Source organism: Sphingomonas sp. 7/4-4 (genome assembly GCF_027941955.1).
Lineage (GTDB): Bacteria > Pseudomonadota > Alphaproteobacteria > Sphingomonadales > Sphingomonadaceae > Sphingomonas.
Window position 1 is genome coordinate 1,177,691 of the sequence record NZ_CP115960.1, and the last position, 15,698, is coordinate 1,193,388.

Consider the following 15,698-nt stretch of genomic DNA (forward strand, 5'->3'; position numbering starts at 1 on the left):
AGTTCCGCGGAACAGTGCACAGCTACGTTGACCACCAGAAGTTGTGGTCAACGTGCACTCCTGCGGAAGGCTTTTTGAGCATTCAGAATGCGTAACGATGGTTAACAAATTGCCGCCAAGCTCTTGAAACAGACTGTTTCCTAGAGCTTGACAACGAACCGGCGAGGCCGGTCGGTTGGGTCCGCTCCGGGGCCGGACCGGACGCGGCAGGGGTGATGCCGATTGGCGAAATGCAACCCCAGATGGTGGTTGGCCGGGGTCATTTGCGGGTGGCCTCGATGGCGTCCCAGCTATGGGCTGGGAGGATACCGTAAGCGCTTTTCAGGTCCGGCACCGGCATGGCGGGCCGGGTCACGGCGACGCGCACCGGCTCCGTTTGCGGGGTCGCTTTCCGGGTCCGGGCGCGGGGTGACTTCGCTCCGCCGGCGCGCTTCACCAGCGCCATGATGCCGGCGACGATCGCGGCGAGGATGCCACCGACCACGACGACGCCACCCAGCGCCGCGCCGCTGCCCGCTTGCATGGTGCCACTCTCGGCGATGGCGAACCCGCCGACGACCAGCACTGCGATTAGCGCGGCCACGAGGCGCGGCATCGGCGAGCGGGCCGCCTTCGGCTCGCCCATGCTGTCCCATGCCTTTTGCCAGCGGCGATACTGGTTCATCGTGTTCTGGGCCTTCACCGTCCACATCAGGCCGATGATTGCGCCGACCCCGACCACGATGGCGCCGGGGTGCTGGACCCACGCATAGATAGCGAAGCCGCACAGCCCCATGATCGGCGCGGATACCAACGGATGCCCGATGAAACGGACGCGGGTGGGAGGCTCCCTCATTGCGCAAACTCCACATAGCGGGACGGGCCACCGGACGCGGCAAAGCGCTTGCCTGCCTGCACCCAAAGCGCGCCGACCCTGTTTCCATTGGCGGGGCCGCCGGTCTTCAGCCCGCTGGCGAAGAACCCGGCCGGTACGATGTCATCGACCGTTTCGCTGTAGCCTTGGCTGGTGCCCTGGCTGCTGCCGTGGCCACGGTTGCGCGACCAGCCATCGTTGCCGCTCTCCGAGCCGTTGCGACCCCAGCTCGGGTCCATCGACCAGCCGAACCCGCCGACATGGCCCATGAAATTGCTGTCACTGGCCTCGCGCGACCAGCCTGAGCCCTCATTCATCGCACTGCCGTAGCTGGTGTTGGTGCCTTCGCTCTCAGAGTACGAAGCGCGTCGCTGGACCGCCTTGCCGATGGTCTGCGATGCCCAGGCGTTGGTCGTGACGCACGAATTGGCGCAGAAGATGCGCACACCCATGTTCGCAATCAGGTGATGCGCGCGGTCATGGGCATTGGGGCCGCCCAGTTTGGCATACAGACCCGGCAAGGATTGCGTCAGCGCGATCGTCGAACACAGCGACGAGCGCGACAACGCCAGAAACTCGCCATACCGGCTGGTCACGACCTCCTGAAACTCGTCGATGTAGAAGAACACCAGCCGTTCGCGCTGACTTGGATCGAGCGCATTGCGACTCAGCACTTCGGTCTGCGCCGCATCGATGAACAGCATCTGCCCGATCAGGCCATCCTCGCCGTGGGTCGCCCTGGGCATGTCGAGTACGATGATCGCGCCGTGGAAGCACAGCGCGGGCACGATGTTGGTCTCGCCGCAAAACGCCTCGCCGAGCCAGCCGTGGTTCAGCCGGTCGAGCATAGTGAAACCTGCGACGATCGAGCCGCGTAGCTTGCCGTCCATTTGGGCATACTCGCGCCAGAATTCCATCAACCGTTCACCGGTCGCATTGTCCATGCCTTCGGCCGCCGCAGTCATCACTGCGAAGAAGAAGGACTCACGTTGCCAAGCTTCGCTTTGCATCTGCTCCAGCGAGGTCGGCGCGCTACGTGCGAAGGCCAAGATGTCACGCAGCCGCAGCGTTCCGGTGGCGAGGTAGACCGACGGCAGCGTATTGCGCAGCACGCGCTTCAGCTCGTCGAGCCAGAAGGCTTCGCCGTCACCACCGCGCAAGGCGCTCGCGTTGCGGATGATCTCGACATAGCGCATGACCTCCTCGATCACGCTGTTGATCCCGCGCGGGCCGTAGCGCGCAAGCGCATAGGCCAGGACATTGAATGCGCCGTTGCGTCCATTCCACCGGATGATAGAACCGCCACGGCCCGCCTTCTGCAGGATGGCGCAAACTTCATCCGCTTCTGAGGGCTTGGCGCAGGCGATGACGCCGCCAGCCCCGAGTTTGGCCAGCCCGGTAAGTGCGTTGTGGCCAGGGCCGCTGGTTTTTCCGCCGCCCGTCACGCCGGTGACAAAAAATTCTGCGTAAAATCGCGGACGGTCGCCGCGTCGCCGTTGCCGAGGTCCAGCACCGGCACATCGAGTATGTTCTGTGCCATGAGAATTCTCCCTCAGCGTTCCATGCCTTGGTCGCGTTCGTTGCCGTGGATGTCGCGGTCGCCATGTTCGGCCTGCCGCGATGCGTTCGATGGTCCAAAGTGGCGCTGGAACCAGCCAAGCCCTTCGCCGGGGGATTTCTCCCCGGCGCGCCGATGGTGATATTCTGCGAACGCGGCGTGACGATCTTGCCGTATGTCGGCTCTTCGACCACGCGCTGTCGTATGTCGGCGACGGCGGCACCCAAGGCCCGAAACAAGCTACTCATCGAAGGTCGCCGCACAGGCGTTGCAAAGGTGACGGCACCGCAGGAAGTTTTGGATCCGCACAGCCGCTAGCCGCGTCAGCACATCAGCAGCCGCCGCCATATGGCCGAGCCTGCGCAGCATCTTCGCGCCGCGCGCCGCGCGCTTGAACGGCGTTTCGTCGATAAGATTGGAACGAAAATCATCACTGCCGCAGTTCGGGCACATGATGATCCGGCTGACCTCTGGCGCACTATCGCCGTGCGCATGGGCGTACCGGGCGCTCATTGGGCATACCCGCAAGCCGGGCATTTCCAGCCCCGGAAATGGTTCACCGCCTCCACACCGGCCCAGACCAGCAATGCGCTGACGGCATGGGCTGGCCGCCCGGCCTGCTTGGCTGCCAGCGCACCGCCCGCGATCTGGTCGAACGGCACATTCTCAAATTTTTGCGACACGCAGGGCGTCCCGCACCGCTTGCATTGGCACATGGTTGTTTCTCCGCTATCGATGGATTTGCTTCCGGCTGATCGCATCAGCCGAAGGGAACGTGACGAGGCGTTGCACCGCCCCGTCACGCCGCCACGCTCAGCTCCGCTTGGAGTCGAGGATGGCCCTGATGATTTCGATGATGATGTGCATCAGCATGATCGCATTCCTTCCGAATTGCCGACCTCACTGCGAGGCCGGTGCGGAAGAAGTGCGGGAGACGTTGTTTTCAGGAAAGAAAACGGCCGAAAACGGCCGAAAACGACCTTAATCGATGGAGGTTTGGGTGGCGGCTCAGCGGTCTCGCACACGAGCACGCGGGGCAAGTGACAAGGCGTGGTCAACAGCTTCTTCGACCGCCATCAAATCGGGAAATTCCAAGACCCCGTCATTGCCAAATCCAAGAAGTTTCGTGACCTTCTCCACGGCCTCTTGTTCGCTCTCGTTCCGCGCACTCCCATCAACATAGGAGAGGGCATAGTGATGATCGGTTTCGTCATCACTCCAGTATTCCGTAAGGCACACATTGGCGATGGTCGGACTTACACCACATCGTGTGGCCAACTCCGACAATTTGCTTAAAACCCAAGTCTCACCACTGAAAAATGCTCTCGTGTTTCCCATAACAGCCAAAATTGGTTCATCTATATTTCCTCATATCTCCATCGAACTGTCCAGCAGAATGAGTGGCGACAGAGCAATCTTCCCGGAACCGTCACAATTCCCTACAGGGTAAGCTGCGTCTTTGGGTGGGAGGTTTATGGAGCAGTGACGAAAGGTTCGAGACCGCTCCCGTGTTCGCCGGATTATCCGATCGACGGCAATTATTCCGACCTTCTCGCATGGCATCTGTTCTATTGGGGAACTCGGCCCGATGGGAACACGACCGTAAACGGTAAGCCATGGGATAGGAACGAATTTCGCCTGAAAGCCTTCGCCGCCAATGCGCAAGATACGGCGAGAACCAGTCTCAATCATTGGCTTGGCGCCAGAAGCGCCCCGGAAGCGACCGGAGGCAATGGTCTAGTTAAAAAGGCTCTCTTTGGAGCGAGATCGAGCATTCGACGCTTGGGCTAAAGACCTAGATGAGGCTTGTGAACGATCGTCGAGAGGACGGAACAAGAGAACAAGGAAATTCCCGGACCCGCCACCTGTCGTATCGCCTACGGCGTCCATCCCCCGGCCCACCGCGCATTTCATGGGGCGCGATGATGAGCGCGATGCGCTCGCCCATATCCTCGCATCGGAAAGCTCATCCGCCACCTTGATCCTGGGTGGCCCCGGCATCGGCAAGACCGAGCTGACCAAGGCCATCGCCCATCATCCCGATGTCGCCGCCCGCTTTGGTGGCCACCGCTATTTCGTCGAGCTTGAAAACGAGCACTCAGCGCGGGACATGCAGGCCGCCATCATCCGCGCGCTCGGCTGCGATCCGCAATATGGCTTTCAGGCGGCCCTTAGCACCCTGCAGGGTAAGCAATCCTTGCTGATCCTCGATAACCTCGAAACCCCATGGCTGTCGCACGACCAGCGGCACGCGACCGAGCAAGTGCTGGCCGATCTTGCTGCAATTCCCGGCGTCGCAATTCTAGCTTCTTTCCGGGGGCGGGATGCAGTCGGAGGTCTCCGCTGGGTGGAGCATCCTTTGACAGAATTGCCGCGAACTGACGCTATCCAGCTTTTCGCCTTGATCGCCGGCCAGTGGGCGTTGGCCGATCCTGATCTCGGCAATTTTACCTATACGTTGGGCGGCATTCCGCTTGCCATCGAGTTCGTCGCGCGGCGAGCTTATGGTCGGTCCAGTTTGGCAGCGCTCTGGAAGGAGTGGGAGCGGATAGGTGTCAAGCTGGCAGAACATCCCGACTTCGACGCAGGGCGGCTGACCTCGGTGCCCCATTCAATCGAACTGTCTCTGCAATCGGAACGAATAACACCCCCGGCCTTACGCCTGTTCTACATCTTAGGAAATCTGCCCGATGGCCTTGCCCATGAAGACCGTGACGCTCTGATTGGTGAAGCCGCCTTCGATGCCGAAGAACGACTTTACCGTGCAGGCCTGGTCATCGAGCGAGCCGGGCGTATCGTTTTGCTCCCGCCTGTTCGGGATCATGCCCTGCGACGCACCCAGTCGTCCTGCGAAGACGATACGACATGGATCAAGCACTTTATTGGCTTGGTCCGACGTCTCGGAGAAACCATAGGCACGATGCGCGGTGACGGTGCGTTGCCGCGCCTCTCCTCGGAGTACGATAATATCGAGGCCGCCTTTCGAGCGGCGATTGACTATGATCTATATGATGAAGCCATGGCCGCGTTACGAGGCTTTGCTAACTATGCTCATCTCGCAGGGGCTTCCACAACCATCTTCAGCGATTATGCGCCGCTTTGCCATGCAAGAGGCGACATACTTGGTGAAGCTCAGTGCTTAAGCGGCATGGGGGACCAGCATCTTGGCGGCTGGGACCTCAAATCCGCTCGGGAAGCCTTTGAACGCGCGCTTCCCTTTACGAAGAGGTGGGTGATATGGCCGGTGAGGCGTATTGCCGGAGAAGTCTTGGCTATACGTTCTCTGACGATCCCGCAAAGCGGGATGCTGCGTTTGAACATTCGCTTGCGCTATCTCGGCAGATCGAAGATGCGCTGGGTGAAGCTCATTGTATCCTGGAATTCGCCGTTTTCGCGACCTTCCGCTCGGACGACGATGCGGCCCAAGGCCACTTTAGCGAAGCGCTGTCCCTCTACAGGCAAGCGGACTATGCACTCGGACAAGCAAATTGTCTCGATGGCCTTGGTGAAATCGCACTTCGCCGTTCTGATCCCGAGGCGGCACGCGCGGTCTTTAAGGAAGCCCTCCGCCTTTTTGAGATCGTCGGGAACAGAGGTGTGGTGGGTTCCTACGCAGAAAGACTGTGCGAGCTCTGAACGATTTGCGACGAGCTATTTCTACCGAGAGTTTCGCTCAATGCTGTTGCGCGCCGCCGGCACCCAGGGCGGCAGCACGGACCAGATGCGCCCAGCTTCCGATAGGTGGTGCCGCGTTGAGACTCGGCGGATCGTATTGTCGTCGCTGGGCAGCGTCGGGGATAGGTTCCGCCACTGCGCATGCCACGCCTCGGCAAATGCCTCCTCGGCCGGGGCCGCGCCGGATGCCGCTAGCTCCTGTCCCCGGCGATAGACCCGCTCTTGCAGCGCTTGGGAAAGGCTCATTTCCTCTTCGAGCTTTCCCATCGTTTCCGGGGTCAGTCTGCCTGCTTCAGTTTCGCGCATGACCCATTGCATGGTTTGGCTATAAGCCCCGCTCTGGGCGATGAACTCGTCCGCCAGCGCCTTGTCGGCAAGGTCATCGCTCGCGATGATATAGTCGATCCAAGCGACACTGCGCTCTTCTTCCGACACTCGCCATCTCCTGATCGCGCGCTGCATGGCCGTTCCCTTCAGGGAGTGTTTTGGTCGGGAGCGGTTTTACGGAAGACGTAATACTCTTCGGTCAACTTCGACGCAGGCTTTCCATCCTGGAACGAAGCAAAATCGTCATGGATATAGTCTCGGCTCTCCACGAGAGTACGTGGATGGGCAACCAGTTGCCCCGTGGTTGGGTCGTTGGTGAACCCGACATGCTGCTCGCTGCCGTCCGTTTTGAGCGTGCCTTGCGCGATGAGATCCAGCATCGGTCGGATGGCGTTCAACGCTATCGGGCCGATTTCCGCACCGAACCTGAGTGGCCGGGTCAGCATCGGATAGAGCAGCGATCCGAGACTCATGGGCGTGGCGAAGAACCCATCCGCCCCGGCGGAGTTCACCCCGCATACATTGCCCGCCCAGTTATAGATCGGCCCCCACTCATGCCGTGCCGGATCGTGACGTCGAAGGCAAAACAAGGGCCAGCGACGAAGCCCGATGAAAATTGCTTGGTGAAGACCCGCTGGACGGTGCCTTCGGTTGCGAAAAGATGATGGGCGTATGCCCCGTGCCAATCGAATGTACCGGCCTTGACCTCGGCAAGGTCGATGCCCTCTTCAGGGTAGGTAAACTCCGAATAGCCGAGGCTAAGCACCTTTTCGCCAATCGACGGGATGTCGAATGACAAGGGCGAAATGAGTGTCTGGATCTCCCCGCCATATTGTGGGGAAGCGAACACCACATCCGTTGGAGAAGCCCCGTCGATCTTGCGCAACGGCCACAACGTCAAGTGCATCACGTCATTTTCAAGGCGGTGGTGGAGGACATAGAGAGCATGGCCGTCGCTCAGATCGTGCGCGCCCTCCGGCCTGCCGCGATTGATCTTGTGCGCAAAGCGCGGATCGCGAGCCATGATCTGCTCAATATTGTGGGTGGCAGTCACCATGAAATGGAGCTTGCCGGTCGTGAATGCCGTTCCGATGGGAAAGAGCCGCCCGTGGACGCCGATAAAGAGCGGCATCACCCCTTGCGAGATCGGATGGCCCCACGCTGGAAGTTCCCATTCCCGGTCCTCCGGCGAGTTCCGGTATTCTCTTGGATTCATGCGCATGGGGATAGGAATGGTTCCTCACCATCGACTGGGGAAAGAGCAAGCCCTGTCACTTCGGCACCGCGGCGCCAGCATAGGGATCGTAGTCGGCCGGACGTTGCGGGCGCGTGTTCAACCGCGACAGGTCGGCAGGGAGCGGTGGCGAAGAGGCGAGGACCGACGCGCTCCCGCCGCCCGCGAGGTCTCGCAGGCCAGCCACGATGCCCGGTGCCCCGAAGAGGACGAAACACCCAACGATGACGGTTACGGCCCGGCGGAGATCGACGCGCCCGCTGAGTGCCATGAACCCTACGCTTGCGACGGATATTACGGCAACGGTGGTTGCGACCGTTCCGAGCAGCGTTCCTTCCAGCCATTGCACGGCACGCAAGATCACACTCGATCCGGCCGGATCGTCCAAAGAAGCCGTGTAGGCCCAGCTTGTCACCGGGAGCCGCGAAAGCGCTGCGGAGAAGGCATAGTTCAGCACAAGACGTTCGTGCGCCGGACCTTCCGGCGGGGCAAGCGCAGTTTCAATACTAACCGTGCACGAACCGGATTTAGGCGTTGCGCCTTATGCCAAGTTACGCTCTCATTGTAATCGAAACAAAAGCGATTCGCCCCGGGCGCAGGCGAACATTCCCATTATTGCGATTACAGGCTTTGCGGTTAATCGAAGGGGGTCGGTATGCGTATCTTGCGCCTGGGCATTGTTTTGGCGTCCTGCGGTTTCGTGACCGCACAAGCAGGCGCCTCCGAGACGATCACCTACACCTATGACGCCAAGGGCCGGCTCATCAAGGCCGAGCGATCGGGCGCAGTGAACAACGGCGTGAAGTACGAATACACGCACGACAAGGCGAACAACCGCCGCAACCTCAAGGTCACCGGCTCGCCCAACCCACCGCCGCCCTGATCGATTGCTCACCGCAGGCCGCGGTACCATTCGATCTATGAAGGGGATTTCGTGATGGGTTCTTTCCACTCGCGACGCGTTGCGCTGCTGCTTTCGACCATTCTGGCTGCGGGAATCGGTTTTCCGGCATTTGCACAAACGGGGTCACCGCACCCCAATCTTGACGCAAACGGAGTCGATCTAACCACCGGGCAACATCAACTCGAACTGAAGGTCGCTTCACTCGGCTCCGGCTCGACGGAATTGCCGCTGATCATTTATACCGGCGAAAGCGACAACTGGTCGAACATTACCCTGTACAAGGAGCTGAACAGCGGCGGCACCCGCTACAGCGTCGTCCTTGGGCCGAGTTATGACAACTTCATCCTCGGCAATCCTCAATCGATTCGCGGCACCGGTGCAACGCTGACCGACAACTGGGAGTCAGCAACATACAAGACCCTGGACGGTACGGTCATCGAATTTAGCAACCCGTTAGGCTTCGGCGGCGGCACATCGAACTTATGCGATTCGAACAATACCAATTACTGCCACCTCCTGCCGATCAGCATCACGCGCAAAAACGGCATGGCAGTAAATCTGCAATGGGAGATCGAAAGCCAATGCGCAGACGTGCCCTTAGGTGAGCCTGGACGTGATTGCACGCACACCTGGCGCCTCTCCTCGGTGAGCAACGCGTCAGGGGAGATCATCTGGACGTACGTGGGGGTGCCGTGGGCTCCCCGAGTTGGTTCCGTCGTACCAGCGCAGTGCTGAAGAATGGCGCGACGACCGTCGGCACTGTTACCTATGGCACTCCGTCCGGTGGCGTCTACACGGTCACCACGCCGGGCGGGAAGACATGGCGCATCACGGGCTCCGAGGCGATTACCGCGCTCCGCAAGCCCGGCGCTACAAGCGACACGCTGACGGTGAGCCGCGATGCAAACGGCAAGGCCAACTCGGTCACTCGCGACGGCATCACGACGGCATACAACTACTCGGTCTCGGGTAATACCGCGACGATGGTGGTGACGGATGCCCAGTCGCACGCCACCACGATAGTCTCGGATATCGCCAAGTTCCGCCCGACCGCCATTACAGATGCCTTGGGCAAAACGACCTCGTTCAGCTACGACAGCCTTGGGCGGCCCACCGAGGTCACTTATCCTGAAGGCGACAAAATTCAGTATGGCTATGACGGCCGGGGCAACCTAACCGAGACCCGCCGCAAGGCGAAGCCGGCATCGGGGTTGCCAGACATCACCACGACCGCAAGCTATCCCGCAAGCTGCACAACGCCTTCGTGCAACGAACCCGACACAACCACAGACGAGCGCGGCGGTGTTACCAACTACGGTTATGACGGAAACACTGGGTTGATCACCAGCGTGACCTCGCCCGCACCCACTCCCGGCGCCAATCGACCCCAAACGCGATACAGCTACACTGCCACGGGAGTCTCGCTGCTGACTGGCGTGTCGCAGTGCCAGACAGGTGTGGCTCCCGGCTGCGTTGGCACAACTGATGAAGTCAAAGTTGCGGTCGGCTATGACGCTAATCTCAATGTAACGAGCACGACCATCGCTGCCGGAGACAACAGCCTTGCGGCGACCACTACCCAGAGCTGGGACCCCGCCGGTAATCTGCTGACAGTCGACGGCCCCCTGCCTGGTAGTGAAGATACCGTCACCTATCGCTACGACGCTGATCGCCAGCGCGTTGGCGCAATCTCACCCGACCCGGACGGTGCAGGTTCGGCGAAACGCCGAGCCGCTCGTACAACGTACAACAGCATTGGGCAGCCCACCGTCGCCGAGCTCGGCAATGTCAACGGGACCAGCGATTCCGATTGGGCGACGTTCGCGTCGGCGCAACAAGAGACCTCGGCCTACGACGCAAACGGTTTCAAGACCAGCGACACGGTCACAGGTAGCGGCGGCACCTATCAGGTGACGCAGTACAGCTACGATGCAGTCGGCCGGCTCGACTGCACCGCGCTCAGAATGAACACCGCTACCTGGGGGAGCCTTCCGGGTGCTTGTTCGCCAGCGACGGCAGGAGCGGCGGGCCCCGATCGAATTACTCGTAACACCTATGATCCGGTCGGCAGGATCACCACGGTTCAGACTGCCTATGGCACTGCCGACCAGTCCGACGAGGTGACGGCCGGCTATACCAGCAATGGCCAGCTCGCCAGCGTCACCGATGCCGAGGGCAACAAGACCAGCTACGAATATGACGGCTTCGACCGGCCGTCGATCACGCGCTATCCGGTAACGACGGTAGCCGCGGGTGCGAGCTCGACCACCGATTACGAGCAGCTCGGTTACGACGCGGCGAGCAACGTCACCAGCCGGCGCCTGCGCGACGGGCAGAGCATCGGCTACAGCTACGACAATCTGAACCGCCTGACCTTCACCGACCTGCCGAACGGCGCGGTTGACGAACAGGATATCACCTACGGCTATGACCTTCTCGGGCGCCTGAAATCAGCTTCCAAGAACCCCTTGAATCAGACGCTTTTTTCGTACGACGCGCTCGGGCGCAAGACCACCGAGAGCAACTATTACTATTCGCTCGGCTCCACATATGATCTGGCTGGCCGGCGGACGCGCATGACGTGGAACGACGGGTTTTATGTCACCTATGACCATTATGTCACGGGCGAGGTGACCGAGATTCGTGAAAATAGCACGACTCCCGGCGTCCTCGTGCTCGCGGACTACAGCTACGACGATCTCGGCCGCCGGACGGGCATAACACGTGGCAATGGCACGACCACGAACTACAGCTATGATGCCGTTTCGCGGCTTGCCTCGCTGACCCAGGATCTGGGGGCAGCGCCTATGATTTTACCCATGGCTTCACGTATAATCCGGCGGGGCAGATCGCGAGCGTGACCCGCTCGAATGACACATATGCCTGGGGCGGTCACTACAACGTGGATCGGCCATATGCCGTCAACGGCTTGAACCAGATGACCTCCGCAGGCGCGGCCAGCCTCGGCTATGACGGACGCGGAAACCTGACGAGTTCGGGCGGGCAAACCTATCAGTACACGGTCACCAACCGGCTCTGGAACGCACCCGGTCTGACCTCGCTCTTCGCAGACTCGCTCGAGCGGCTCGACTATATCTCGGCGACGACGACGCTGTTCGGCCATGACGGGCCGGACATGATCGGGGAATATTCCTATCCCGCAACCGGTTATACGATCCTTCGTCGCTACGTCTACGGACCAGGCGCGGACGAGCCGCTGGTCTGGTACGAGGGATCGGGGACGGGCGACCGGCGCTGGCTGCACGCCGACGAGCGCGGCTCAGTGGTGGCGGTAAGCGACGGCTCGGGCAACGCGCTCGCGGTGAACCGCTACGACGAATACGGCATCCCGGCGTCGACCAACATCGGCCGCTTCCAGTATACCGGCCAGGCATGGCTGCCCGAACTCGGCATGTATTACTACAAGGCCCGCATCTACTCGCCGACGTTGGGCCGGTTCATGCAGACCGACCCGATCGGATATGGCGATGGAATGAACTTGTACAATTATGTCGCGAGCGATCCAATCAACCATGTCGACCCGACGGGCCTTGAATGCGAAATCAGCGCCGAGGGTGTTGGAAACGCCGATTGCGAACTCAACGTAAAAGGCAAAGCTAGAGCGGATGCTCCGGCGTTTGGTGGGTTTAGTGGGACTGGCGGATCGAGCGCAGGGGCGGGTTACAGCGGCGGCCCGACCCCCGGTGGTGGAGACACCGGCGCTGATGTCATAGATCCGGTGGGAATAACCCTGACCGCACCATACGATCCCGGTAGCGTTCCAAGATGGAAGCAAATTTGTATTGCTCTTATGCTATGGTGCGGTGACACCCAGTCAGGTGGTTCTCCAACGGACAATCCAGAGGCACCAACTGAACGGCCAGCGCCAAAACAGCAGGAGCGGCCAGCACCGGAGGCGACGCCAAGCCCGGGGGCGACACCCACGCCCACGCCAAAGCTACCGCCGCGCGTGCCTGGCATGCCGCTTTTGATTATTCCAAATTGGATGTTGGACCCGTGCTCTCCCATAAACCCTGTTAGATCTAGCAAATGCGGGCCTATAATCGCCAGCGTGACAGAGGGGCGGCCAACTTACAGCGCTCATTGGAAACCGATCTAAAGAGCTATAAATTATGACAAGCAAATCGCCTCTAGGTGAAAATTTGACACGTGAATGGAGTGAGGATCCTTATGCGGCGGAGCTTTGGGATAGCCTCAAGCAAATGGAAGTTGATCCTGCCGCAGGACTAAGCACGCTTCATGAACTGAGTGAGGCTGGCTCTCCATTGAGCATGATGCATTTGGGCCACATCTATCTAACGGGTCAATTTGGTGTTACTAAAAACGTTGGATCTGGCGAAGATTGGCTAAAGCGTTCCGCGGATAGCGGCTCGATAGAAGGCCGCTATCGGCTAGCGAAGCACCTATTGGTTTCAGGAAAGCAAAACGAATCAATGTATCATTTTGATGCATTGGTCGATGATGGATATTCTCCGGCCATGTTCGCCGTGGGTTATGAATACTATGAAGGTAAACACTTGGCGCGCGATTTTGCAAAATCACTTCTGTATCTTGAAAAAGGTCGAGCTTCTGGGAATCTACATGCCGGAGTTTTGCTGTCTCACATTCTTATCAAACATCGAAAAAACGTTTTTGCTCGGGCCCGTGGGATTTGGCTGAGGGTAAAGGCTATAGTTCCTATGATATACTATATTACCAATAAGCCAAAGAGTGATCGCGTTCGTAGGTAATAGATACACTTTAATTTGTACGCGTACCTAGTTGGATTCCGGGAATTCCGAGCACACTATACCTAATTGCAAGACACACGCGATTTGATAGGCTGCGGAGATGGCAGGGCTGGCGCGCGTCGTGGTTCCCGAGGTTGCGCATCACGTGACCCAGCGGGGCAACCGGCGGCAGCCGGTGTTCTTCGAGGATGAGGATTATTCCGCATATATCGAACTGGTGTCGGCAGCCTGCCGCCAGCGCGACGTGTTCCGGCGCTCGATCAGAGCAGCCCACCTATGCTGAAGGCGGATACGATGTTTCGAGCCAGGCGATTCGTCGAGAATGGCCGCGTGAGCTATTGGAGCGGACTTATATATGCTGCGAACGGCGAGGCTGAGCATTTCACTATTTGACTGAATGGCGTTACCTTCGGCCCGCGCTCTAGGCGCTGTGCGCCCGGAGCCTGTAGTCTCCGCCATCTGGTGACGATCACTAACGCTGGAGGCTGGGGCGCTGCCCCCAGCGCGCTGCGAAGCGCCTTCCGCCCAGCTTCCTTCATTGCATTCCGTGCAGCCGGTTCCCCGCGAAGCCGCTTACTCCGCTTGCCCCCGATGCTCGCCGCATGGGCAGGGTTTCAGATCGCACCTGAAACCCAAATCCACAGGAGTTAAGTCATGGGAGCAACCACCACCGAGAACCTTCAACCCCGCATCTATGTGGCCTGCCTCGCGGCCTACAATAGCGGTTATCTGCATGGCGCGTGGATCGACGCCGCGCAGGAGGCATGGACCATCTGGGATGCCGTGAAAGACATGCTGACCGCATCGCCCATCGCGGGCGCGGAGGAATGGGCCATTCATGATTACGAGGGCTTCGGAGAAGTCCGCATTGAGGAATATACCGGCTTTGAGCGCGTGAGCGACTTGGCGTGCTTTATCGCTGAGCATGGTGAGATCGGTTCGGCGCTGCTGGACCATTTCAGCGGAGACATCGAGGAGGCGCGCGAGGCGATGGCCGACCGCTACCTTGGCGCGCACGACAGCCTTGCCGACTATGTGCAGGAGCTAACCGAGGAAAGCACCGCCATTCCCCATGCGCTGCGCTACTACGTCGATTGGCAGGCGATGGCGCGCGATGCGCAAATGAGCGGCGACCTGTTCACCGTTACCGCCGCGTGGGACGTGGTGCATGTGTTCGCGGGGTGCTGACCATGGAACAGCAATCCCAAACCTATCGCTTTGCATGGCGAGGCATCGAGATCGAGGCGACCTACACGCCCCGGAAATGGGGCGTCATCGCCCATCTGGAAATCCGCAGCATCACGTCGGAGCGCGCGCCGCTGCCCATCACCGAAACCGGCTACCGTTCGCATTTCCACCAGCCCGGCACCATCGAAGCGCATGGCGGCGATGTGATGGCTCAGGTCACGGCGTGGCTGGATGAGGAAGCCGCCAAGCCCGCATGGCTCGCCTATGTCGAGGCCAGTAGGCAGGGTGATTTGTTCGCGTGAGGTAAGCGAGGCTTTCAGCAGCAGCACTTATGTGTGAATGTTTGCAGCGCGAATGATCACTTATTTGTGTTCTTCGCTGCCCGCTTAGGGCGCATCGCCAAAGCCGCTGGCGGCAAGGTCGATCATACGCACAGCCATGCTGCGAGCTGGATCGAACGGCAAATCTTCAAATCCGAAACCACGGTAGAAGGCCCGCACATCGTCATCCAGCGGATGGGTCAGCACGCAGAAACACCCGATCTCCTTGGAAAGTCGCATCGCGGTGGTAAGCGCGAAGAACATCAGCGAGCGCGCATAGCCCCGGCCTTGATGCTGGCGATCGACAGCGAGCTGCCCGAGCAGCAGCGCCGGAATCGGATCAGGCCGGTTACGCTGATCCGCCTTGGCGAGAAAGGCGCGCTCGATCTGCGCCGCCGACAGGCTGACATAGCCGACGACATGGCCGGTGACAGGATCGCACACCACATTGGTGCGCGACACGCCTGCTTCCTGATTGCGCCATGCGTGGCGACGGAACCATTGATTGAGCGATTCGCGTCCGCAGTCGAAGCTATCCCGGTTGTCGTCGGCAGCGAGTGGGCGCGGCGGTGTTAGTCCTGCCATGCCGGGCGCGTCGCAGAGAGTTTGCGCAGCGCCGGGATTTCCTTGGCAGGAGCATTGACCCAACCTTCAAACTTACCCCAATCATCGGCAGGGATCGTGACCAGCCGGTGGTCCAGCACATCCTGTTCCGCTGCCTCCAGCGCCTTGCGCCGGATGAAATCGCTAAGGTTGGTGCGCGCGTGATCCGCCGCCGTTTCCAGCAGCACGCGTTCCGCCGGGCTGACCCGGACACTCAACACAGCAGGTGATGCAGTAGCCATAACGAACCTCATTTCGTGTATGACATTAGCATACAAGGTGGTA

General features: G+C 60.1%; 18 protein-coding genes. 11 read left to right on the top strand and 7 right to left on the bottom strand.

All coding sequences use genetic code 11. The features are described 5' to 3' along the window. Nucleotides 1-259: 259 nt before the first annotated feature. Both PIB19_RS05970 and PIB19_RS05975 read right to left on the bottom strand, forming a co-directional pair. On the bottom strand, nucleotides 260-835 hold the full coding sequence (locus tag PIB19_RS05970) for a hypothetical protein (protein WP_271240066.1): 576 nt from the start codon (nucleotides 833-835) through the stop codon (nucleotides 260-262). Beyond that, nucleotides 832-2,298, bottom strand: coding sequence for a type IV secretory system conjugative DNA transfer family protein (locus PIB19_RS05975; RefSeq protein ID WP_271240067.1), 1,467 nt, complete (start codon nucleotides 2,296-2,298; stop codon nucleotides 832-834). The genes PIB19_RS05970 and PIB19_RS05975 overlap by 4 nt, the downstream gene beginning before the upstream one ends. A gap of 122 nt (nucleotides 2,299-2,420) precedes the next feature. On the opposite strand from PIB19_RS05975, the gene PIB19_RS05980 reads away from it, so the two are divergent. From PIB19_RS05980 to PIB19_RS05990, 3 genes are all read left to right on the top strand, one after another. After that, entirely contained in the window at nucleotides 2,421-2,729 is a 309-nt protein-coding gene (locus tag PIB19_RS05980) for a hypothetical protein (RefSeq protein WP_271240068.1), read from the top strand. 30 nt (nucleotides 2,730-2,759) lie between these two features. After that, on the top strand, nucleotides 2,760-3,455 hold the full coding sequence (locus PIB19_RS05985; RefSeq protein ID WP_271240069.1) for a hypothetical protein: 696 nt from the start codon (nucleotides 2,760-2,762) through the stop codon (nucleotides 3,453-3,455). Nucleotides 3,456-4,323: 868 nt separating this feature from the next. Continuing rightward, on the top strand, nucleotides 4,324-6,300 hold the full coding sequence (locus PIB19_RS05990) for a hypothetical protein (protein WP_271240070.1): 1,977 nt from the start codon (nucleotides 4,324-4,326) through the stop codon (nucleotides 6,298-6,300). Nucleotides 6,301-6,559: 259 nt separating this feature from the next. On the opposite strand, the gene PIB19_RS05995 is transcribed toward PIB19_RS05990, so the two are convergent. Genes PIB19_RS05995 through PIB19_RS22835 form a run of 3 tightly spaced genes read right to left on the bottom strand, consistent with a single transcriptional unit; the run spans nucleotide 6,560 to nucleotide 8,104 of the window. Beyond that, nucleotides 6,560-6,925, bottom strand: coding sequence for a hypothetical protein (locus PIB19_RS05995; protein ID WP_271240071.1), 366 nt, complete (start codon nucleotides 6,923-6,925; stop codon nucleotides 6,560-6,562). Further along, nucleotides 6,922-7,635, bottom strand: a complete 714-nt coding sequence (locus PIB19_RS06000; RefSeq protein WP_271240072.1) for a hypothetical protein — start codon at nucleotides 7,633-7,635, stop codon at nucleotides 6,922-6,924. Before PIB19_RS06000 ends, PIB19_RS05995 begins: the two co-directional genes overlap by 4 nt. Before the next feature lie 49 nt (nucleotides 7,636-7,684). Further along, a complete protein-coding gene (locus PIB19_RS22835; protein ID WP_336297266.1) occupies nucleotides 7,685-8,104 on the bottom strand; it encodes a TrbC/VirB2 family protein in 420 nt (139 codons plus the stop codon). A gap of 243 nt (nucleotides 8,105-8,347) precedes the next feature. Here PIB19_RS22835 and PIB19_RS06010 point away from each other — a divergent pair, with 243 nt between their 5' ends. The 8 genes from PIB19_RS06010 to PIB19_RS06045 all read left to right on the top strand — a co-directional run bounded on the left by PIB19_RS06010 (nucleotide 8,348) and on the right by PIB19_RS06045 (nucleotide 14,792). Further along, complete coding sequence (locus PIB19_RS06010; RefSeq protein WP_271238682.1) at nucleotides 8,348-8,530, top strand: hypothetical protein; 183 nt, start codon at nucleotides 8,348-8,350, stop codon at nucleotides 8,528-8,530. Between the two features lie 54 nt (nucleotides 8,531-8,584). Continuing rightward, nucleotides 8,585-9,286 carry a hypothetical protein gene (locus tag PIB19_RS06015; protein ID WP_271240073.1) on the top strand — a complete coding sequence of 234 codons (702 nt, stop codon included), beginning with the start codon at nucleotides 8,585-8,587 and terminating at the stop codon, nucleotides 9,284-9,286. Continuing rightward, nucleotides 9,280-11,412 (top strand): RHS repeat domain-containing protein, encoded by a 2,133-nt coding sequence (locus PIB19_RS06020; protein WP_271240074.1) that lies wholly within the window; start codon nucleotides 9,280-9,282, stop codon nucleotides 11,410-11,412. The genes PIB19_RS06015 and PIB19_RS06020 overlap by 7 nt, the downstream gene beginning before the upstream one ends. A gap of 77 nt (nucleotides 11,413-11,489) precedes the next feature. Then, a complete protein-coding gene (locus tag PIB19_RS06025) occupies nucleotides 11,490-12,671 on the top strand; it encodes an RHS repeat-associated core domain-containing protein (RefSeq protein WP_271240925.1) in 1,182 nt (393 codons plus the stop codon). Between the two features lie 13 nt (nucleotides 12,672-12,684). Then, nucleotides 12,685-13,302 carry a tetratricopeptide repeat protein gene (locus PIB19_RS06030; RefSeq protein WP_271240075.1) on the top strand — a complete coding sequence of 206 codons (618 nt, stop codon included), beginning with the start codon at nucleotides 12,685-12,687 and terminating at the stop codon, nucleotides 13,300-13,302. Between the two features lie 100 nt (nucleotides 13,303-13,402). Continuing rightward, nucleotides 13,403-13,585 (top strand): hypothetical protein, encoded by a 183-nt coding sequence (locus tag PIB19_RS06035; protein ID WP_271240076.1) that lies wholly within the window; start codon nucleotides 13,403-13,405, stop codon nucleotides 13,583-13,585. A 371-nt stretch (nucleotides 13,586-13,956) separates the two neighbouring features. Further along, nucleotides 13,957-14,490, top strand: a complete 534-nt coding sequence (locus PIB19_RS06040; protein WP_271240077.1) for an antirestriction protein ArdA — start codon at nucleotides 13,957-13,959, stop codon at nucleotides 14,488-14,490. A 2-nt stretch (nucleotides 14,491-14,492) separates the two neighbouring features. Continuing rightward, entirely contained in the window at nucleotides 14,493-14,792 is a 300-nt protein-coding gene (locus PIB19_RS06045; protein ID WP_271240078.1) for a hypothetical protein, read from the top strand. 84 nt (nucleotides 14,793-14,876) lie between these two features. Here the strand turns inward: PIB19_RS06045 and PIB19_RS06050 are convergent, their stop codons facing one another. Together PIB19_RS06050 and PIB19_RS06055 are read right to left on the bottom strand one after the other, a co-directional pair. Then, complete coding sequence (locus PIB19_RS06050; RefSeq protein ID WP_271240079.1) at nucleotides 14,877-15,272, bottom strand: GNAT family N-acetyltransferase; 396 nt, start codon at nucleotides 15,270-15,272, stop codon at nucleotides 14,877-14,879. A gap of 110 nt (nucleotides 15,273-15,382) precedes the next feature. After that, nucleotides 15,383-15,667, bottom strand: a complete 285-nt coding sequence (locus PIB19_RS06055; protein WP_271240080.1) for a type II toxin-antitoxin system TacA family antitoxin — start codon at nucleotides 15,665-15,667, stop codon at nucleotides 15,383-15,385. Between the last annotated feature and the right edge of the window lie 31 nt (nucleotides 15,668-15,698).